The sequence below is a fragment of the Armatimonadia bacterium genome (assembly GCA_039679385.1).
Classification (GTDB): Bacteria; Armatimonadota; Zipacnadia; order Zipacnadales; family JABUFB01; genus JAJFTQ01.
In genome coordinates, this window is sequence record JBDKVB010000013.1 from 1 (window position 1) to 20,567 (window position 20,567).

Here is a 20,567-nt window from a genome sequence, read left to right on the forward strand (position 1 = left end):
CCCTCGGCGAAGTCCCACTCCGCGTTCGTCATCCATCGCGGCGCCTTCGGTTCCCAGACGGTATGGGTGTCTCGCGCCACACGTCGATTCTGCTCCTGACCATCCACGAGCACCGTATTGTGAGACCGCGTCGCCAGCACATAGCGTCGCCAGTCGCTGGTGTCGTAGCTGTAGTTCCCTGGCTCGGTGAGAACCGTCTTGCCCCCCGCGTAGACGATCAAGCTCAGCTTGTCCTCGTGCTGATGCCTGGCGCCGAAGGGCCCCAGGTCGAAGTGCAGGTACCGGTCACCGGGTCCCCAGCCGGTCCGCATCACCGCCCAGCCGGCATAGGGCAGCATCCACGAGGTCTTGCTCGGAGCCGTCCCTTCCTTCCCTCCGGTTGCCAGATACTGGAAGTCCTTGCGGTTCGGGAACAACGCAGAGCCCTTCGCCAGTTCAGCGCGCACCGAGCCCCAGCTTCCATCATTCAGCGAGGGACGGCTACCGTTGGGCATCATGATGGCAACGAAATACTCGAACATCCCCTCGAGGCCCTTCACGAAGTCCTCCGGCAACTCGACGCCGGTTCGTCGCGCGAGTTCCAGGGCTCCGAGGAAGTTCCCAAGCGTCACACTGTGATACCCGGTTGTCAGCTCGATCTGAGCCCCGTCCGGGTACACCTGCTCCTTCAGCGCCTCCATCAGCCAGGACTGCGCCGTCTGCAGCCACTGCGCCGACTCCTTGAACTCCGGCATCATCACCGCGACATGCAGCAGTCCGTTGACCTGCATCGCACCCCAGTTCGAGGTGGGCTGCCAGCCCTGCGGATCGGACAGGTACCGCCCGTGGTCGCGGATTGCCTTGAACATCGCGATCTGCGAGTCCACATCGAAGGAGGGGGAGTCCTTGAAGTAGTAGTACGCCGGGAACCAGCTCTGCCCCATACGAATCCCGCCGTCCAGGGTCAGCGGGCTCTTGCCGGGCTCGAACATCGGCCCCTCAATCCAGCGCGGACCGATGTAGATCGGCAACGCCTCCGTCCAGCCCCGAAGCTCTGCCACGAACTCCCGGGCATACTTCTCGTCCTGGGTGGCCGCGTAGGCCCTTCCCAGGGTTAGCCAGTGTGTGTGGCGATTCAGCGCAATCGCCCACTGGTCGTAGTTGAAGGGGTCCTCGTTCCAGGCGATCTTCTCCCCGAGCTTGTACGGAGGGCAGTTGGTGAAGCGGAACACGTGGTCCACGATCTCGTCCGCCGCCCGTACCGCTCCAGGGCTCCCGTCGGCGCTCAGAGGCGGCGGCACCGGCGTCAGCCGCTGTCGCATGTGAGCCACGAAGGCCGCCTCAGCACCCTTGAGGTCCTTGCGCTCGACGGCCGCCTTCACTTCCTGCATCCCGTCGTAGTCCAGGTTCAGCGACCGGATGAACTCCTCCCGCGCCTCTTCCTGTGTCATGTAGGTCACCTGCGGGCTCGTGAACTTCGCCCACTCCTCCTCGAAGTGGTTGCAGCCCCACACGATCACCAGCATCAGCTTCTTGCCTGCATAGGGTCGCAGCTTCGCCGCAAGGTCGGGACTCTGCCACTCACGCCAGGAGGTCACGTCCTCGCCGCTGGAGTGGATGACCGCCGAGGTGGTGACCCTGTCGGTCTGGTTCCAACGCTCCGCGAGCTTGGGGTCTGTGGCGAAGGACGACCACTGCTCCGGGGTCATGAAGGCCAGCGAGGCGAAACCGGCCCTTTGCAGCGGTGCGTTGAGTGTGCAGTAGGTCTGGTAGTTCAGTTTCACGTGCAGTCCGCCGGGCATCGGCGTCGGCACGGTCCACTCCCGCCCCACCAGAACCATACCGCGGAAGGCCCCCTGCTTGTCTCCGCCGATCTCTATCGTCTCGGTTTCGCCCGGCGTGATCTTGACTTCCCAGGCCGGAATCCGGCCCATCGCGGTCCACTCACCGGTCTGGTCGAGCGCCTGCGCATAGCGGATCTGCCAGGTCGTTCCCTGCGCCCACACGGCGCAACTCGCCAGCAGCAGCAAGCCAACCAGAAGCGTCAGTGTCCTCATCCCGACAGCCCTCCTGAAGCGGTCCGTCCCTGTCACTCGGTTTTGTCCGCCGCCAGTCTTCCGTCGCGACCTCGCTGAACCCAGGCCTTCGTCTTTCGCGCCATCAGCGCACCGACCCAGGCTCCCAGAATCAGACCGGCGGAGATGTCGGAGAGGTGGTGCCGCCCGGCGATGAACCGCTGCATACCCACCAGGAGCGGGACTACCAGCAACCAGGCCGTCGCAGCACGGCAGCCCGTCGCCATCCAGATCACGGTGATCAGCGCGGTCGTAACCAGCACGTCACCCGAGGGGAAGGAGTGCCACTGGGTCGAGTGAATCTGCTCTGACAGCGCCGGCCGCGCGGTTCCGTCGAACTCAGGACGAGGGCGTCGCACGAGCCACTTGAGGCCGGTCGTCAGGATCGTCGCCACCAGCAGCGTCGATATCAGAACCAGGCCCAGGCGTCCCAGGCGTCGGCGTCGCAGCGCATAGACCACAACCGTGAACAGCACCAGCACGATCGGCTGGACCACGCCCGACCCGAGCAGCGCCAGAGGATGCCGGATACTCACCCAGGGCTGCAGGTCACGATGCGCCAGACCCCAGGCAGCTCCGGCACGGTCCGCGAAGAGCCACAGGAGCACCGTCGCCACAGCGGCGAGAGCGGTTACGCAAAGAGCTATCCAAACTCGTCTGTTGCCCTCAGACATGCTTTCGCGAACGGGCCACCAGGGCCCGCTTGTCGCTATCCCTCAATCCTCATTCTGGACACGCCGACCACGTACCGCCTCCGGCTCTCACCGTGCGATCGGCTGAGAAGTATTCAGCATTGTGTGCGGCGGAGCCGACGCTGTGAACCACCTTGACCGTGTGCCCCATATCCAGTAGTCCCGCCACGACTTCCTTGCTCACCGTATCACTGACCTCGACCGGCTCACTGACTTCCACATGCAGACGCCCGGCCACCGCAGCCTCATGACTCGTGGCGCCTTGGTCTACGAATCGCCGGGCCATCTGCGGCGCCACACTGATGATGCGGCGGCCACCGGGGAGCCCTAACGCTACGGTGCGGTCGGGCAGTTCCAGCAGCAGCGGCGCCATGTTGTTCAGAGGACGCTTGCCCGGTGCGATCGAGTTCGCCTGACCCGGTCTCGGGTCGAGACGCCACATCCCGTGTCCCAGGATGATCCCCGTGTCGGGCACCGTGACGCAGGACCCGAATCCCATCCCGTGGGTGATCGTGACACTCACCACATTCCCCAGGCGGTCGGCGGTCGAGACGTGCAGCGTGCTCCGGTCCGGGTCTCCCACCTGCGGCACCCAAGTATCCACTCGGGTCGGATCGCGCAGTACCGGCCCCAGGATCGCGGCGGCATGTTCCTTGCTCAGCAGTCTCTCGACCGGCACCTCCACATACTCCGGATCGCCTAGGTACTGCAGGCGGTCGCGCCACATCAGCTTCAGGGCTTCCGCCAGCAGATGCCAGTCAGTCACCGAGCTGTCCTCGGCCGGCGGCAGCTTCTCTAGCAGGTTCAGCGCCTGCAGCGCACTCAGCCCACCATTCGGAAGCTCCGCCGTGTAGACCGAAGCGCCACGGTAGGTCGTCTGCAGTGCTTCCCCGACCCGTGGCTCGTAGGTCGCGAGGTCCTCCCGGCACAGGATGCCTCCCGCTGACTGCACGTAGTCGGCAATCCGAGTGCCCAGGTCGCCCTGGTAGAAGTCCCGCCAGCCGGCGGAAGAGACCTGCGCCAGCGTTGCCCCCAGATCCCGCGGATGCCACAGGTCTTCCGGCTTCGGCAGCCGACCCTCGGGCATGAGATGGCGGCAGGTGGGCTCGTAGCGCCTGATGACCTTCTCCAGGCTCTTCACCATACCGGCGATGCGCGCGAAGGGGAACCCATCTTCGGTAAGCTGGAGACTGGGCGCCACGATCTCCGGCCAATGCAGGACGCCCCAGCGTTCCCAGAGCATGCCGATGCCCGCCATCATCCCCGGCACACCTGCTGCCAGGGGTCCGTGGATGTTGGCATCGTCCTTGACCTTGCACAGGTACTCCTGCTCGTTGCGCCCCTCGCCAATCCCGGGGAGCAACTCAACCTCGAACATGTCCTCCCGGGCCGCGCCTGGAGCTCGGCTGTTGAAATCCAGCGACCAGACGCGTCCTGTCTTGCCTTCCTTCACGACAGCGCAGCCACCGTACCCACCCACGCCGGTGGAGAAGGGCTGCAGAACACAGCAGCCCAGGCACGTTGCGGCGGCCGCATCGAAAGCATTGCCACCGGCCGCCAGTATCTGTGCTCCGATCCGCGCCGCTCCCGGCGGTCCGGCAGCCACGGCGCCGATCTGCGAGGTTACCTGTGAGCCTTCCTTCATGTCCCTGATCCCCCCATGAAGCAGACTTTCGAGGCTATTCCCCACCCCGGTTTGCCCGACCTTTTGCGCTCCTTCGAGCCACTATCATCTGGTGCTCAGCAACTCTGACTAACGAGAGGCGAAGCGGTACAGAGGGCGAGATGCCCTTGTCTTTGGCCGTTGGCCTTTCGCCGTTGGCCCTTGCCTTTCGCCTTTCGTCGTTCCCCCTCGCCACCGCGTGGAGAGGGGGACAAAGGGGGTGAGGTGCCGCAACTTGACCCCACTTCCGGGCGGATGTAGACTCAACCCATCTTCTGCTTCTCCTGGCGGTGGTGTCTGATGAAGGTACTGCCGATCCTCCTGGCTTTCTGCGCCCTGCTCCTCGTCTGCTTTGCGGTCCTGCAGAATTACCGGGGCCGTGAGTCCCAGCCTCCTGTGCGACTGGCAGCAACAGACGAGACCCTGCCCCTCAGCGGCGATCAGGTCCGTCCGCCGGCCGTCGCCGGAACCTTCTACCCGGAAGATCCACAGGAGCTCACTTCCCTGGTCGACCGCGTTCTTCAGGCGGCCGGCAAGCCTTCGATCCAGGGACGTCTCGTCGCGCTGATGGTCCCCCATGCAGGTTACGTCTACTCAGCGCCGGTCGCCGCTTACTCCTATGCCCAGCTCAAGGGCCTCAGCTTCGACACCGTGGTGGTCGTTGGTCCCTGCCACCGTGAGCCCGTGAGTGGTGCTGTGGTTCCAGCCTCCACCAGGTGGCGCACTCCCCTCGGCGAAGTCCCGATCGACCAGGAACTCGCAGCCGCTTTGATAGCCGCCGAGCCACGCATCTCCCGCGGCGACGGTCCCCATGCGGAAGAGCACTGCCTGGAAGTGCAGGTTCCCTTCCTCCAGCGCTCTCTCACCAACTTCCGCCTTCTGCCGGTACTCGTATCCGACTTCTCGCTCACCAACTGCGCAGCGATCGCCCAGGCCCTCGCCAGGATCGCGCAGGGCAAGAAGATACTCCTCATCGCCAGCAGCGACATGACCCACTATCCTGCCTACGACGATGCCTCGCGAACCGATCACAAGACCCTCGACCTCATCAGCTCCTGGCGTCTCCGCAGCCTGCCCGACTGGGAGGAGCAGGCGACGAACTCCGGCGTGGCCGAGTTGCACTGCACCCTCTGCGGTCTCGGCCCGGTCATGATCATCATGGATGCCGCCCGACGTCTTGGCGCGAACACCGCACAAGTCCTCAAGTACGCGAACTCCGGCGACGCACCAACCGGCGACAAGTCCCGCTGCGTAGGCTATGGTGCCGTCGCCTTCACAGCCGTCGAGGGCAAACCCTCACCGGAGGCTCCGATGCTGCCCACCTCCTCACAGCCAGGCGCGCCAGGCTCCAAGATCAAGACCTCTGAGGGCGAGCTCACTCCTCAGCAGCAGACCGAGCTTCTCGCCTTGGCCCGCGAGGCCGTCAGTGCCTTCGTCACCACCCGGGAGGTTGTGAAGCCGACCAGGCACGATGGCCTCTTCAACGAGCCCCGGGCCGTCTTCGTCACCCTTGAGCGTGGCGGCAGACTTCGCGGCTGCATCGGTTCGCTCAGTCCGCAGGAACCCCTCGTAGATGCCGTGGTCAGTCGCGCCATCGCTGCGGCGACCGAAGACCCACGCTTCCCGCCTGTCCAGAAGTCCGAACTCTCGCAACTGAGCTTCCACGTCAGCGTCCTCTCGCCGGTTAAGCCCATCAAGGACCCCTCGGAGATCGTCCTTGGCAAGCACGGCGTCATCGTCAGTCAGGGCCGGAACCGCGGCGTCTTCCTCCCAGAGGTCGCCCCGCAGCAGGGCTGGGATCGCGACACCATGCTGACCTACCTGTGTGTCGAGAAGGCCGGGCTGCCGCCGGATGCCTGGAAGAGGGGCGCAAAGCTGGAGGTCTTCACCACCCAGCAGTTCGGCGACGAGTAGCCCCATAGCCCGGAGAAGGTGCCGCACATGTCTGAGACACTCTCACGCCGAGAGGCGCTCAAACGGACGATCTTGGCCTGCGCCGGTGCGGGTCTTGCAGGAGCGTGCTTTCCCCTCTGTGCAGAGGCCGCCTCACCTTTGCGCATGAAGGAAGCCCAGTTCTACGAGAAGCTGTCCGGCAACCGGGTTCAGTGCAAGCTCTGCCCCAGGGGATGCACGGTTGCCGACCGCGGTCGGGGGAACTGCGGCGTGCGGGAGAACCGCGGCGGCACCTACTACACCCTCATCTACGGCTCGGCGGCAGCCGTGAACGTCGACCCCATCGAGAAGAAGCCGCTCTTCCATTTCCTGCCCGGTAGTCGCGCCTTCTCACTCGGAACCGCGGGCTGCAACCTTCACTGCCGCGACTGCCAGAACTGGGAGATCTCCCAGTCCCGGCCGGAGGACGTCGATAGCGACAACCTTCAGCCCGACAAGGTCATCGCGATGGCCAAGTCGTATAGCTGCAAGGTCCTCGCCTACACCTACAACGAGCCGGTCATCTTCTATGAGTACATGTCCGACAACGCCGAGGCCGGACGCAAGGCCGGCCTGCGGTCTGTGATGATCTCCAACGGCTACATCAACCGCGACCCCATGCGCAAGCTTCTCCCCAAGCTCGACGCCGTGAAGATCGACTGGAAGGGCGTTACCGAGGACTTCTACCGCAAGTACTGCAGCGCCACCTTGCAGCCCGTCCTCAACACCCTCAACCGCGTCAAGGCCCTCGGCAAGTGGCTGGAGATCGTCTACCTGGTGGTCCCCACCGTCAACGACAGCGAGGCCGACCTCCGTGGTATGGCCCGCTGGACCAAGACCTACCTTGGCACCGAAGTGCCGGTCCACTTCTCCCGCTTCATGCCCAACTACCAGCTCCGGAACCTGCCGCCGACACCCATCGGCACCCTCGAGCGCTGCCACGACATCGCCCGGTCCGAGGGTCTCAGCTTCGTGTACCTGGGCAACGTCCCCGGGCATCGCTACGAAAGCACCTATTGCCCCAAGTGCGGCAAGACGGTCGTCAAGCGCTGGGGCTTTGAGGTGCAGGAGAACAACCTCAGGGACGGGAAGTGTGGCGCCTGTGGAAGGGCAATCCCCGGCGTCTGGAGCTAGCCCGCAGCCGGGTACTGACGTACCGCAATCGACTCGAGGGAGGGTGTTTCTTTGAGCCAGGAACAGACACTGCGCGAGCGCCTTCTGGCCGGTCCCACACGCTACGGACTGTCGATGGTCTCGATGTCACCGGCCGCTGTTGAGGTCGCCGGCCTGTGCGGCCTCGACTTCGTATGGTTGGAGCTCGAACACGCCGCCACCGACATGATGGCGATGGAGCACCTCTGCCGGGCCGCTGAGCTACGCGGTCTACTGACCTTGCTCCGGGTCCAGGAGGTCAGCCGCACGGCGGTACTGCGAGCCCTGGAGGTCGGCGGGAAAATCATCGTCGTTCCCCAGGTCCACACCCCGGAGGACGCCGCGTCCGTAGTCGAGTGGGGCAAGTTCGCTCCGATCGGCAACCGTGGCTTCAACACCGGCAGCCGGGGCCTCGCCTACGGATTCTCCGGCAGCACGACCACCGAAATCCTCGACCGCGCGAACCGCGACACCTGCCTTCTCGTGCAAATCGAGTCTGCCCAGGCGGTTCAGAACGCCGAGGCCATCATCGCCACCGAGGGCCTCGACGGTATCCTGCTGGGCCCCGGTGACCTCTCCGCGAGCATGGGCATCGCCGGGCAGTGGGAGAACGAGAAGCTCCTCAGCGACATCGAGGGCGTCTTCGCCCTGGCGCGCAAGTACCAGAAGGTCATCGCCACCGTCTGCCCGAGCAATGTGATGACCCGCCGCCTCAAGGCCGCCGGAGCTCACCTGCTCAACGTCGGCGGCGACCTGGGGATGATGAAGACGGCGCTCCTGCCCCGGCTCGACGAGATCCGCGCACTCTAGGCAAACCGGGGGACGGAGCCGCCTTTCCTGGAAGCCCCGTCCCCTTCCTCTTGCCTACCAGCGATTGTAGCGATACGGGTCGTCCAGCGCTTCCGGAGCGTCCAGATAGTAGGCCTTCAGCCAGCGCTCCTGCTCCACAATCGAGATCGGCCCCTTTGTGATTCCGCCCGACTGGCGCAGGTCGTTCACCTTCACCGCAATCACGTTCCGCCCCGCCTTGAGCATGTCCCTCGTGATCGGGTAGCGCCGCATCGCCTCCCAGTAGTTGGTCGGGTTCGTGTCCTGCCCGATGTGCCCCACGAAGCGCCCGTTGAGGTAAGTCCAGTCCTCGTCGTCCACTCCGCCGATCCCTAGCGTGAGCGGCTCCTTAGTCGGCACCTGCGTCAGGCTGAACTCCTTGCGCAGCCACACCACGCCATCGTAGTTCGCAAGGTCGGTCAGTTGTGCCTCAAAGGTCCCCGGCATCTGCAGCGGACGCCACGAGGCTGCATCGAAGTCCGTTGACGCGACCTGCTCACCCCGCAGCCGGCTCTCGCGGTCGACTTGCAGCCGCCACTCGCCACTGAGATCGATGCTCGTCACTCCCGAGGCGGCCACTTGCTGCGGCAGAGGCGACTCCAGGCTCACGCCACAGTTGGTCAGCACGGTCCCCAGGGCTCGCAGGGAGTTGCGCCAGGTGCGGCGCAGTTGCCCCATCGTCTCCCAGTCGAAGGACCTTGGCGACCACTGCATCAGCACATAGTGCTTACCGCCGACCGTTCCCTCCGCCAGCACCCCGTTGGGCGCTAGCTGCATCCCGTCCGGAACCTGCGTCAGACACGACACCGCAGTCTTGGCCCGCCAGTGCAGATCGGCGTTGCCCAGACCCACGAGGGCTCCGGTCTGCGGTCGGCCGATCAGCGTGTTGACCAGCCGCTTCTCCTCGGTCTTCACCGCGAAGGGCAGGATGGCGTTCAGCGCCTCTCCGTCCATCGCCAGGCACACAACGGTGCCGGCTCCGGCGATCGCTGCACGAGCCGCCGCCGGATCAGCACCGGGCGCGATCACCACGGGATCGGTCCCCGTGGTATCCGCACCCAGTGACTTCAGCAGGTCCGCATAGGGCTGCGACCCGACAACCTTGCAGGCCGACAGTCCTTTCTCCTCGGCAGTGGGAGCCGACTGGGCGTAGTTCAGCAGGTTAGCCAGAAGTCGCTCGGCCGCGGGCTCCGGCAGGTCTCTGCCGGTCAGGTCAAGCTGGCACAGCAGCACCCGTCCGCCCTTCGTCTTCCACTCCAGCAGCGGCGTGTACTGGCAGTCGAACTCGCAGTCCAACAGGCTCGAGTAGTTGCCAACGGCAGGCTTCTCAATCACCACACTCGCGACGCACCCGTAGTTGCCCCACTGCCAGGTCCGCGAGTTGGGGAACCCGCACCAGACCTCCTGCGGGTAGCTGCCTCGGTAGCCCACAGGCTCCGGATAGGCCTCAAGCAGACTGGAGCTCCCGCGCCAGTCGCGCAGCAGCTCGTCCTCAAGGCCCTGGCATACCGGACTCCCCGGCTGACGCACGAACACCCGTCGCACTCCCGGACTTGCCGTCCGGAAGCCCCAGCGTCGCTGCAGCACCTCCTCGGTCTGCTCAAAGAACAACACGTTCACACCGCGCCGAGTCAGGGCAACGAGGTCGATCCCCGGGCTGTCTGCGGTCACGGCTTCGCGTCCAATGACGAGCAGTCCAACTCCGGGTGCCGCCTGTGGAGTCGGCACCGTCGCGAACTGCAGTCCGGCAGCGCGCAGCACAGGTGCCGTGAGCCCCTTCGGGTCGTACACTGCCACCTGCGTGGTCTGCTTCACCGGTGGCGTCGCTTCCAGCACCGTGAAGCTGAAGCTGTCCTGCAGGCTCTCGTCGGGCTTGCCGTCCACGGTCGCCACAAGATCGATGCGCCCAGTCGCCCGCCCACTGCCCGCAGGGATCTGGAACTGGAAGGGCGCCAGCGCCTTGTCACCCGCGGTAACACGGGCCCGGCCGCTCTTCGTGGCCAGTTGCTTGCCTCCCAGGCTCACTGTCCAGGTGTAGGCGAAGTCCGCGTCGTGGCGCAGGTCATTGACCATCGCCACCTGCTTCTCGACTGCCTCCCCGGGGCGGAAGATATGGTCCTCGGCCGTGAACCGTCGCTCCGGTCCGGCGAGGTAAGCCAGGGTCTCGCGGTTCACCTTCGCGAAGGCCCGGCCCAGCGAGGTCATCTCTATCGCGCTCGGGTCCGGGGTCTGTAGCCAGTCACTGGTCCATCCCACCGACTCCGGCGCAAGGCCCGGGCGCTGCAGGGCGTCCCAGTCCGTCGCAAGGCTTACTTCCTTCCCCGAGACACCCTCCTTCTGCTTGAACAGGTCGGCCTGGTCCCAGGGCAGGATCGCCGAGATGCCCCAGGTCCGGAAGGCCGGCCAGGTCTGCAGTGTGTGGAGCGTCTTGATCTCCAGGAAGTTCTTCTCCCAGCGCCGGTCCCAGTAAGCCCCCAGGACGCTGCTGATATGGAAAGGCTGATGGGTGGCATACACCCGACCAATCGTGTCGTAGTGCTCAAGGGCGTACTGCGGCAGATCATAGGCGGCGTCACCGTAGAACATCGCCCCGAACTCTTGCACCAGCGGCTCCGAGCTCGTCGGGTTGGTCCACACGAAGGGACCGGTCCGGTGACCGCCCCAGCTTGCCTGATGCGGGAGCCCGAACTCGACGAAGAACAACGGCTTGATGCCCTGCTCCGCCCACCTCGACAGCCACTCGATCCGCTCCTGCAGGGGCGTGAAGCACAGGTAGCAGTTCAGCGTGATCATCTGGTTGAAGGGACCGCTCTGGTGATGATACGCCGGGCGCGTACCGTCCCAGCCCATGACCAGGTTCTCGGCAACGGTGGCCGCATGGCGGTTGGTCGCCATGCCCGGATTGTCCTCAGGCCGCGGCTCATACAGCCCCGTCATCCGCGCCGGATTCTGGTCGTCAGCCCAGCCCAGCATGTTGTGGTTCATCGCCCACATGAACACCGACGGGTGGTTGCGGACCTGCCGGACCTCGTACTTCACGATCCGCTCCCAGTCCGCCCGTTTGACCGGATCATCCATGTTGCGCACATCGCGCTTGATGTGCCGGACGGAGTAGCTCATCGGGAATCCGGCGTCGTCACCTGCTCGGAGCAGGTCGGCAATGTACGTGAAGGACTGCGGCTCGTAGTCGTAATTCCCGTGAATGACATAGCTGAAGCCCAGCGCCCGCGCCTGCTCGAAGGTGTGTCGGACCTGCGCATAGGCCGCCTGCCCGAAGTTCCCCAGGTGGTTCGACAGGTCAAGGCAGCGCAGGTGAATCGGCTTCCCGTTCAGGACGAAGCTGCGACCATCAATCCAGAACTCCCGGAAGCCGAAGGTCTCCGGCGTGGTGACATCCAGCACCTTACCGGCGGCGTCGAGAAGCTCCACCTTCATCGCATACAGGTTCGGCTGGTCGATGTCCCACAGCTTGGCCTCCGTCCAGGCTCCGAAGAACTCCGGGCAGTCCGGCCCGACGAAAGCGGCAGAGGTGATCTGCTTCGCCGGCGTGTCCGCGATCTTCTGCTGCGAGCCGGAGCCGGTCACCTCGTACACAGAGGCACGGAGTTGGTACCGGGCTCCCTCCGTCAGTCCCGCCGCTTCACACTGAAGTCCGAGGCCGCCCTTCCGCACCGAGGGCTTCACGAAGACATCCTCAACCCGTGCGCCGACCGGCTCACTCTCCAGGTAGCAGTCGCCGCACAGGCCCTTGAACTTCACTTCGGCCCGCATGGTCTGGATCAGGTCCTCGCGTGCGATCATGATCTGCTCGGCCTCCAGCGGCAGAGCAATCACATGGATCGAGAGCCGGTGCTGCGCCGTGCCCGTGATGGGGCTGACGAGCGAGGTGATATCCACCTTCCCGCCCGGCCACTGCACGCGACCAGCCTCTTTGCCGTCGACGAAGACCCGCGCGATGTTCTTGGGGTTGTCCAGATTCACCAGGACCCGTCGTCCCGCCCAGCTTCCCGGAATCGTGATCTGCCGCTCGTACCAGGCCGCATCAGTCTTGCTCAGGTCGAGGCTTTCCTCCCAGATATCCGGACCGAGGGGCGTCATCCGCGACGTACCCGGTGCCCAGGATCCGGGCACCTTGTGGTAGCCCCAGCCGGTCCCTACTCCCGGCAGGTCGGTCTGCTTGAGGTCCACCGGATGGAACCGCCACAGGCCGTTGATGCACACCTTGCCTCGGGTGGCGGTCTCCGACCTCTCCGCGTTCTCGTAGTCCCAGCGTGCCGTCACACCCGGCGGCAAGGTCGCATCCTCCGGCACCGGGTCGAGCTTCAGCAGCTTGAAGGACACGTCGTCCCACTCCACCTTGCCCGTGGTCGAGAAGAGCGAGCAGGAGATCGAGAGCTTCCGCGCACCCGGTGGGACGAGGTAGTCGCGCTCCTGATTCTCCCAGCCCTTCGTGGTCCCGGTGAAGTGCAGCACATTCGGCCAGGCCCCCACCATCTTCCCCTCGGCATCCTGGAACTGCATGGCGATCCGGGCGTCGTTCCAGCCCTCCACGCCCATGACCACGTTCTCGGTCCGCACGCGACACGTGAGCCGGATCTTCCAGTACCGCTCCTGCATCGGAATCGTCTGAGACACGCTGATCGACTTCGGCGTGGCTGCCTCCTGCACGATCCAGTGGTTCACGCCGTCGGTCTCCCAGCGACTGCCACCATCCCAGCCCCAACCGGCCGGACGTTTCCCGGAGGCGTCCGCAGTCTCGAAGTTCCCGTTCACGCATAGCTCGTCACCCGGCTTGATCTCCTGCGCCTGGGTGACGACCAGCGGCACCAGCATCATCAGAACCAGCAGAATCGGCATTTGCCCACCTCACACAGAAAGGGATGGTTACGCGAATTCTCAAGCGGAAACCCGCGACGCGCACAGTTGCCGAGTCGAGAAGGCCCTGGGGCGTACCTCCTACTCGAACCCTTTGCACGGGCCCGGGGAACGCAGCGCAGGCGAGCGACGTCAGAAGTGCGACAACCGACCAGAGGGCTTCCGCCATCAGGGCGGCTCCTCCGCCGCGGGAAGTCTCTTCCCCCGTCTGTTCGCTGATAGCCCGGCCTGCTCCTGCCCCTCAAGGAGTCAACCCCGGAGGCGGCGAAGGCTCATACCTTGGGTCGGCAATTGCGAAGGGAGCTGACGGAGACCATGCTGCGAATCGCGGGGTTTGTCGGACTGACACTGCTGCTTCTCCCACCGGTCGGCGCGGAGTTTGCAGTCACCGATGCCACCGGCGGGATCACGGCCCTCAGCCTCGGGGGCGACTCTCTCGCGTTACAGACCAGCCTGCGCATCCCGCTCAAGGGCTGGGGCAAGATGCCCGGCTTCACCGACGCCAGGAACACCAAGTACACCGTCAGCGAGGGCAAGCGCACCTGGACCGGCGTAATCCCGGTGACCCCGGGAGCCAACTACCGCTTCGAGCAGACGATCGAGGAGTTCCCCGGCGTCGTCACCACCAACCTCAAGATCACCGCCGAGGGCAAGGCCGACATCGAGGGCGTCTACTACTGGCTCGACGTCCCCATCAGCGTCTTTGCCGGCGGACCTTGCAGCCTTCTCAACAGCAGGCAGCGCGTGGCAAATGTCGAGTTCCCCCGGGAGCAGCCGGCAGCCCGTCACTTCGCTCGCGGCGATGCCAACGGGATACTGATGGATGACGCCGCCGGCAAGACCTCGGTCAGAATCGTCCTCGACCGCGCCATCCCGGTAACCGTCCAGGATACCCGCGAGTGGAAGGGCAGCGTCTACTCCATGTTCTGCCAGCTTGCCCCTTCCCTGGCGCCCGGCGAGTCCACCAGCCTTCGCATCAGCATCTCGGCCTCAGCGCAGCCGGACACCACTCCCGCCCAACTGACTCTCGACTCCTCAAAGCCCCGCTACCGTCTCGATGGCTTCGGCGGGAACTACTGCTTCGGCATCGAGTCACCCGTCACCCAGTACACTCTCAAGAACCTGAAGGTCGCCTGGGCCCGAACGGAGCTGACCGCCAGCGAGTGGGAGCCCGTCAACGACAACGCATCGCCCACCGACATCAACTGGGCCTACTACGAGGCGCAGGACCGTGAGGGCTCGAACCTGCGTCGCGAGTTCCTCCTCGCCCGGCAGATCCAAGACCTGGGCATCCCCTACGTCATCAGCATCTGGCGCATGCCCAAGTGGTTCTATCCCGACCCGACGAAGGCCTCGGGCAAGCTGCGCATCACCCCGGAGCAATGGCCGGAACTCGTCGAGTTGATCGGGACCTACCTGACCTACGCCAAGAACAAGTACGGGGTCGAACCCGACCTGTTCTGCTTCAATGAGGCCAACCTCGGCGTCGATGTGCTGCTGACCGCCGAAGAGCACCGCGACGCTCTCAAGCTCCTCGGCGCGCACTTCCAGAAGCTCGGACTCAAGACCCGCATGATCCTGGCCGACGCAACCGGTCCGCGTGGCACTCACACCTATGCCCTTCCGGCAGCGGCCGACCCTGAGGCCATGAAGTACGTCGGAGCGGTCGCCTTCCACTCTTGGGGCGGTGGCTCAGCCGCCGACTACTCTGCCTGGGGCGATCTTGCCGAGCGTCTCAAGCTGCCCTTGCTGGTCACGGAACTCGGGGTCGACGCCGGAGCCTGGCGCACCCGCGCCTTTGACAGCTACCTCTACGCCCTGCGCGAAGTCGGCATGTACCAGGAGTTGCTCCTGTACGCCCGGCCGCAGGGGACGATGCAGTGGGAGTTCACCTCCGACTACTCCATCGTCAAGGAGCTCAAGAACGAGAAGGGCGAGGTGACGATCCAACCCACGCCGCGCTTCTGGTTCGTCAAGCACTTCTGCAACCTCACGCCCCTCAAGTCCCAGGCACTCACGACCGCCTCAGACAACGCGAAGGTGCTCTTCACTGCCTTCTCCGGTGAGGTCTCCGGAAAGCCTGTCCTCACCTTGCACGTCAGCAACTCCGGTGCGGAGCGTTCCGCCACCATCACAGGACTCCCGGCCGGCATCACCCGGCTGAACGCAGTCCGGACCAGCGAGCAGGACAGCTTCCGGACCCTCGAGCCGGTGCCGGTCGTCGATGGCAAGGTCCAACTGACCCTGACCGCGCAGTCGCTGCTCACGCTCACAACCGCCGACCTTCCGTAGCAGTTCCCTGCCACACTTGCCCGTGGCAGAGGCGTCACACGAGAGGAGATGCCAACTTGATCCACACCGGCTATCTCGGAGCGTTCTACCCGCTTGCGGTTGTCTTCGCCTGTGGCCTGGCCATCCTGACCGCCTGTTGCTCAGCCCAGCAGGCCCCGGTTCCCCAGACAGACCTGTCGAAGCTCAAGCCTTCGGACTTCGCCGATGACGACCTGGACATGCCTTACCTGCTGCACCATTTCGCCCGGGTCGCCAACAGCGTCCTCATGGACGGTCCCAATCGCGGCTTCCTCAGCCTTCCCGTGTGGCGCAACGCCAAAGACAACAAGCCGTATAACGCGCGGGTGATGGAGAGCCACCTGACCCTGGCCTGGTTCTACTGCACCCGCAAGCCCTGGAATCCCTACTACGCCTCACCCGAGGTCCGCGCACGACTCGAGGCCATGCTGGACTTCTGGTGCCGGATGCAGAACACCGACGGCCAGTTCAGCGAGTACCGCGACCTGGGCTGGAACCTGCCCGCCACTGCCTTCGCCACCAAGTTCATGGGCGAGACGCTGCAGCTCCTGCACAGCGGTCCACCGATCGACAAGGCCCTGCTTGACCGGGTCGTCGCCGCCGACCGCAAGGCGATCCTCGTCACCCTGACCAACCCGACTCTGTACAAGCATGGTTGCTCCTACAGCAACCAGTTCACGAACGTCTGGGGAGGCGCCTTCGCCTACCTCAAGCTCTTCCCGGATGCCGAGATCGACAAGCTCCTCGACGCCCGCCTCAAGGATGCCGCGAAGGACTTCCAGAGTCCGGCCGGGTACCCCTACGAAGCCGACGGTCCCGACTGGGGCTACAACATGGGCACGCACCACAGCAACCTGTATGTGGCCTGGAACTACACCCGTGGCACCGAGCGGGGCGAGCGCTTCCTCGACGAGGAGGCACGCTGGGCAGACTGGCTCTCCTACAACGCCGTGCGCGAGCCCGACGGCAGCCGCTTCTTCCTCAACCGTGCCGTCGAGACCCGTGGGCGGAAGGGCGACTTCGTCCGCATGAACACGCCGCTGGCCGAAGGGGTCGAGAGGTCTCGTGCCTTCATGACCAGCCAGGGAGAGAGGGCCACCGAGATCGCCCGCACCCGGCAGCAACTCGCAGCCGACTGGCCGAAGGTCGCCGATCTCCCCGTCGGGTCCGCCGGAGCCTACACACCCTACGAGTTCCTTTACCGCAGCATGATCCAATGGTACCCGACCGATGAACAGCAAGCCCAGGCGCTCGCGAAGGTCCCCTATCTCGCCCGCGACCGCTTCAACCATCAGCGTGTCGATAGCCGCTACGCGGTGCAGTACACCTTCGTCCGCCACCCGGGCTACTACGCCGCCGTCAACACCGGCAGGCTGTTTCGCGAGCAGCAGCGCTACGGTCTCGGCCTCCTGTGGAACCAGCGCACCGGGACCCTCCTGCAGTCCCAGACCCTGACCAACGATGCCGCCTGGGGCACGCTCACCCCCGACGGCAAGAAGCTCTGCGAAGCCTCCAGCATCCCTTCGACCTTCACCGTCGGCGGGAGTCCTGTGATCCCCGAGGTCGGCAACCGTGACCTTCCCGAGGGCGACCTGACTGTCGGCTACCTCCTGGGCAAGGAGGGGCAGAAGTCCCTGAGCTTCACGGACGCCGGGATCGTGGTCACCGTCCGTCGCCCCGGTGCGATACTAGAGCAGATCCCGCTGCTGCTCGCCGACACCGACAAGCCGACGCTGACCGCCGACACGATGACCCTGGTGCGCAACAACACCGCCTTCACCCTCAGCTTCGGCCCGGCGGTGAAGGCCGAACTCAAGGCCACCAAGTACGCCTCCGGCGGACGCAAGGTGACGGTTCTATGCTTGACCGCTACCGACATGATGACCTACCGTATGGCTTTCGCCGACCAGTAGACGCGCGACTTCCGCCCCACAGACTGACCCGACAGGAGAGGTTCGCCTACCACGATGACCACGCAGCCGCCTTCACCCTTGCTTCCCATACCCACCAAGCAGCAGCTCGCCTGGCAGCGCCAGGAGCTCGTGATGTTTGTGCACTTCACCGTGAACACCTTCACCGACCGGGAATGGGGCGAGGGCACCGAGGACCCGAGGATCTTCAACCCGACTGCCCTGGATACCCGCCAGTGGATCGCTGCCGCCAAGTCCGCGGGCTTCAAGAGCGTGATCCTCACAGCCAAGCACCACGACGGCTTCTGCCTCTGGCCGAGTCGCTACACCGAGCACTCGGTGAAGAACAGCCCCTGGCGTGACGGCAAGGGAGACCTCGTGCGCGAGTTCGTCGACGCCTGCCACGAGGCAGGACTGAAGCCCGGCCTGTACCTGTCGCCCTGGGACCGCCACGAGCCGACCTACGGCGACTCACCGCGCTACAACGAGCACTACCTCAACCAGCTCACCGAGCTCCTGACCCAGTACGGGCCGATCTGCGAGGTCTGGTTCGACGGCGCCTGTGGTGAGGGCCCGAACGGTCGACGCCAGGAGTACGACTGGCAGGCCTTCTGGGGCACTGTCCGCAAGCACCAGCCCGAGGCCGTGATCTTCGGCGATGGCGGGACGGACTTGCGCTGGATCGGCAACGAACAGGGCTTCGCCGGCGACCCTTGCTGGTCCACCGTCGATCCGAGCATCGTGCCCTACCCCGGCGCGGGAGGAACCGACGCTGCCCGCCATAGCTTGCACCACGGCGACGAGGGCGGCTCCGTCTGGCGTCCCGGCGAGACCGATGTCTCGATTCGCCCCGGTTGGTTCTGGCATGCCGCCGAGAACGACAAGGTCCGCTCGGTGGACAACCTCGTCGAGCTGTACTTCCAGTCCGTCGGGCGCAACAGCCTGCTTCTCCTCAACCTGCCACCAGACCGGCGCGGGCTGTTCCATGAGGTTGACGTTGAGCATCTCGCAGGCTTCCGCCAGGCGCTGGACGGCCTCTTCGCGATCGACCTCGCCGCAGGCAAGCCCGCAACCGCGAGCAACACCCGTGGCAGTTGTGCCGACTTCGGCCCCGCGAAGGCCCTCGACGGCAACCCAGAGACCTTCTGGGCCACCGACGACAGCGTAACCGAGTCCTGGCTGGAGGTCGACCTCGGCGCACCAACCACCTTCGGGATCGTCGACCTGCAGGAGGCCATCGCCCTCGGGCAGCGCGTACAGTCCTACCGGATCGAGCGCTGGGACGGCCAGGCCTGGCAGACCGTCGTCACCGGCAACACCATCGGGCACCGCAAGCTTGACCGCGTTGAGCCGGTCACGACGCAGCGCGTGCGCCTGGTCATCACCGGCGCACGGGCCTGCCCGACTATCTCACACTTCGGCTTGTACAGGGGGAACGACTGAGGAGGCTACTGCGTCGCGTGGCTCCGCTGCGTGAACCGCATCAGGAGCTGCGCGACGAAGTAACTCGCAGCGGCGAACAGCGCTGCCAGGGCACTCACCGAGAAGGTCGTCTTGTACGAGACCACGATGGCCAGCAGGCCGCTGCCGACGGCGATCAAGAAGGCGTACACCGCCACGCGTCGGGTAGTGCGTCCAATCACGAGCGCCGTCGCCGCCGGGGAGACCAGCATCGCGAAGACCACGATCGCCCCGACGCCCTTCATGATGATCGCCGAGGACAGCCCGATGAGTCCGAACAGAAGGTAGTTGTAACCCGAGGCGTTGATACCGAAGGCCTTCGCACCCTCGATGTCAAAGGTGATGAACAGAAACTGCTTCCACAGCAGCCAGAACAGCACCACGACCACGAGGGTCAGCACCGTCAATAGCCACAGGTCGTCGGGGCTCAGGAGCAGCAGGTCACCCAGCAGCACTCCCCAGACCCGGGTCGCCGACTGGGGCACCAGCGAGATCAGCACAACCGCCAGCGCCATCGAGAAGGCAAAGCCCGCACCGATAGCGGGATCGGCCGCACGCTCCGACGACCGGTAGGTGGTGTGGGCCGCCAGGAGCGCCAGGCCCACGGCGAAGACCACACTCCCCAGCACCGGACTCAGGCCGTGTGCGAGCCCGTAGGCATCCAGGACGATCACCAGCGCAGCCCCGGCCAGCCCCGCATGACTCGCTCCGGATACCAGGAAGGTCAGGCTGCGGAAGCTCGCAAACACCCCGCTGAGAGCCGAGTTGACGCCGATCAACACGATCGCCACCAGCGCCCGCTGGATGAAGGGAGACCGCAGGTACTCCAGGAAATCACTCATGGGACTCCTGCATCAACGGGTGAGGGAAGCCTTCGTCGCAGACCAGAATCGGCACAGCCCCGCCGTAGGCTGCCTGCAGGTTGTCCGGCGTGAGAACCTCCGCCGGGCTGCCGAAGGCCAACTGCGTAGTGTGCAGCAAAAGAAGATGGTCGATGAAATGCACCAGCGGGTTGATGTTGTGCACCACGGCCAGAATCGTCACGCCATGCTCCTGTGACAGGCGGTGCAGCAGCCGGACAATGGTGTCCTGACTGCCCGCATCCACCCCGGCGAAGGGCTCGTCGAGCACCAGGATGAAGGGATCGACGGCCAGCGCCCGCGCGATCAGAACCCGCTGCTGTTGCCCTCCACTGAGCGTGCGGAAGGGCCGCCGCATCATCTCCCCCATCTCGACCATTTCCAGCGCAGCAGTCACCCGATCGCGCACCTTACGTCCACTACCGGCATCAGCCAATCGCGTAGCGGCCGCCAGACCGACCACGTCCCGCGCACTCAAAGGCACGCTGGTGTTCAGCGCATCGCGCTGCGGCACGTAACCGATCAGCCGCTGAATGAGCTCCGGCTCGGACTGCGGACTGCGACCCATCACGCGAACCTCACCGGCAGTCGGTCGTAGCAGCCCCATCACCAGCTTGATGAGCGTGCTCTTCCCCGAACCGTTCGGCCCGATGACTGCGCAGTAGGCACCACGAGGCAGGGCGAAGTCAATCCCGCGCAGAGCCTCCACGGGAGGCGCCGGATAGGTGAAGCCCAGATCGGTTGTCTCGACAGCAAGGGGTGCACCCATGGTGGCAATCCCAGCCATGTCCCAGGTCTTCCAGCAAGAGCCCGTCGGCGGCTCCGTGCTT

The 20,567-nt window shown here is 65.2% G+C and carries 12 protein-coding genes; 6 read left to right on the forward strand and 6 right to left on the reverse strand.

Annotated features, from left to right (window positions below):
• From ABFE16_00940 to ABFE16_00950, 3 genes are all read right to left on the reverse strand, one after another.
• The coding region (locus ABFE16_00940) for an alginate lyase family protein (protein ID MEN6343831.1) at positions 1-2,036 on the reverse strand (2,036 nt) is incomplete at its 3' end.
• 32 nt (positions 2,037-2,068) lie between these two features.
• On the reverse strand, positions 2,069-2,728 hold the full coding sequence (locus ABFE16_00945; protein MEN6343832.1) for a phosphatase PAP2 family protein: 660 nt from the start codon (positions 2,726-2,728) through the stop codon (positions 2,069-2,071).
• A gap of 49 nt (positions 2,729-2,777) precedes the next feature.
• Positions 2,778-4,391 (reverse strand): gamma-glutamyltransferase, encoded by a 1,614-nt coding sequence (locus tag ABFE16_00950; protein MEN6343833.1) that lies wholly within the window; start codon positions 4,389-4,391, stop codon positions 2,778-2,780.
• A gap of 318 nt (positions 4,392-4,709) precedes the next feature.
• Between ABFE16_00950 and amrB the strand changes: the two genes are divergently transcribed.
• The 3 genes from amrB to ABFE16_00965 are packed head-to-tail and all read left to right on the forward strand — an operon-like array spanning position 4,710 to position 8,303.
• The gene (gene amrB / locus ABFE16_00955) at positions 4,710-6,323 is read left to right on the forward strand and encodes an AmmeMemoRadiSam system protein B (GenBank protein ID MEN6343834.1); all 1,614 of its coding nucleotides are present in this window, start codon (positions 4,710-4,712) and stop codon (positions 6,321-6,323) included.
• A 27-nt stretch (positions 6,324-6,350) separates the two neighbouring features.
• Positions 6,351-7,475, forward strand: a complete 1,125-nt coding sequence (gene amrS, locus ABFE16_00960; protein MEN6343835.1) for an AmmeMemoRadiSam system radical SAM enzyme — start codon at positions 6,351-6,353, stop codon at positions 7,473-7,475.
• Positions 7,476-7,526: 51 nt separating this feature from the next.
• On the forward strand, positions 7,527-8,303 hold the full coding sequence (locus ABFE16_00965) for an aldolase/citrate lyase family protein (protein ID MEN6343836.1): 777 nt from the start codon (positions 7,527-7,529) through the stop codon (positions 8,301-8,303).
• Between the two features lie 54 nt (positions 8,304-8,357).
• Here ABFE16_00965 and ABFE16_00970 read toward each other — a convergent pair whose 3' ends face one another.
• On the reverse strand, positions 8,358-13,178 hold the full coding sequence (locus ABFE16_00970) for a hypothetical protein (GenBank protein ID MEN6343837.1): 4,821 nt from the start codon (positions 13,176-13,178) through the stop codon (positions 8,358-8,360).
• Positions 13,179-13,511: 333 nt separating this feature from the next.
• On the opposite strand from ABFE16_00970, the gene ABFE16_00975 reads away from it, so the two are divergent.
• The 3 genes from ABFE16_00975 to ABFE16_00985 are packed head-to-tail and all read left to right on the forward strand — an operon-like array spanning position 13,512 to position 18,859.
• Entirely contained in the window at positions 13,512-15,488 is a 1,977-nt protein-coding gene (locus ABFE16_00975) for a hypothetical protein (protein ID MEN6343838.1), read from the forward strand.
• Between the two features lie 56 nt (positions 15,489-15,544).
• On the forward strand, positions 15,545-17,419 hold the full coding sequence (locus tag ABFE16_00980) for a hypothetical protein (protein ID MEN6343839.1): 1,875 nt from the start codon (positions 15,545-15,547) through the stop codon (positions 17,417-17,419).
• A gap of 54 nt (positions 17,420-17,473) precedes the next feature.
• Positions 17,474-18,859, forward strand: coding sequence for an alpha-L-fucosidase (locus tag ABFE16_00985; GenBank protein MEN6343840.1), 1,386 nt, complete (start codon positions 17,474-17,476; stop codon positions 18,857-18,859).
• 5 nt (positions 18,860-18,864) lie between these two features.
• On the opposite strand, the gene ABFE16_00990 is transcribed toward ABFE16_00985, so the two are convergent.
• Together ABFE16_00990 and ABFE16_00995 are read right to left on the reverse strand one after the other, a co-directional pair.
• Entirely contained in the window at positions 18,865-19,719 is an 855-nt protein-coding gene (locus ABFE16_00990) for a metal ABC transporter permease (GenBank protein MEN6343841.1), read from the reverse strand.
• On the reverse strand, positions 19,712-20,524 hold the full coding sequence (locus tag ABFE16_00995; protein ID MEN6343842.1) for a metal ABC transporter ATP-binding protein: 813 nt from the start codon (positions 20,522-20,524) through the stop codon (positions 19,712-19,714). The genes ABFE16_00990 and ABFE16_00995 overlap by 8 nt, the downstream gene beginning before the upstream one ends.
• Positions 20,525-20,567 lie beyond the last annotated feature (43 nt).

Excerpts from the sequence above, each read along its gene's own strand:
- ABFE16_00945 (MEN6343832.1), bottom strand. The coding sequence starts at position 2,728 with ATGTCTGAGGGCAACAGACGAGTTTGGATAGCTCTTTGCGTAACCGCT.
- ABFE16_00950 (MEN6343833.1), bottom strand. The coding sequence starts at position 4,391 with ATGAAGGAAGGCTCACAGGTAACCTCGCAGATCGGCGCCGTGGCTGCC.
- amrB (MEN6343834.1), top strand. The coding sequence starts at position 4,710 with ATGAAGGTACTGCCGATCCTCCTGGCTTTCTGCGCCCTGCTCCTCGTC.
- amrS (MEN6343835.1), top strand. The coding sequence starts at position 6,351 with ATGTCTGAGACACTCTCACGCCGAGAGGCGCTCAAACGGACGATCTTG.
- ABFE16_00970 (MEN6343837.1), bottom strand. The coding sequence starts at position 13,178 with ATGCCGATTCTGCTGGTTCTGATGATGCTGGTGCCGCTGGTCGTCACC.
- ABFE16_00975 (MEN6343838.1), top strand. The coding sequence starts at position 13,512 with ATGCTGCGAATCGCGGGGTTTGTCGGACTGACACTGCTGCTTCTCCCA.
- ABFE16_00985 (MEN6343840.1), top strand. The coding sequence starts at position 17,474 with ATGACCACGCAGCCGCCTTCACCCTTGCTTCCCATACCCACCAAGCAG.
- ABFE16_00990 (MEN6343841.1), bottom strand. The coding sequence starts at position 19,719 with ATGAGTGATTTCCTGGAGTACCTGCGGTCTCCCTTCATCCAGCGGGCG.
- ABFE16_00995 (MEN6343842.1), bottom strand. The coding sequence starts at position 20,524 with ATGGCTGGGATTGCCACCATGGGTGCACCCCTTGCTGTCGAGACAACC.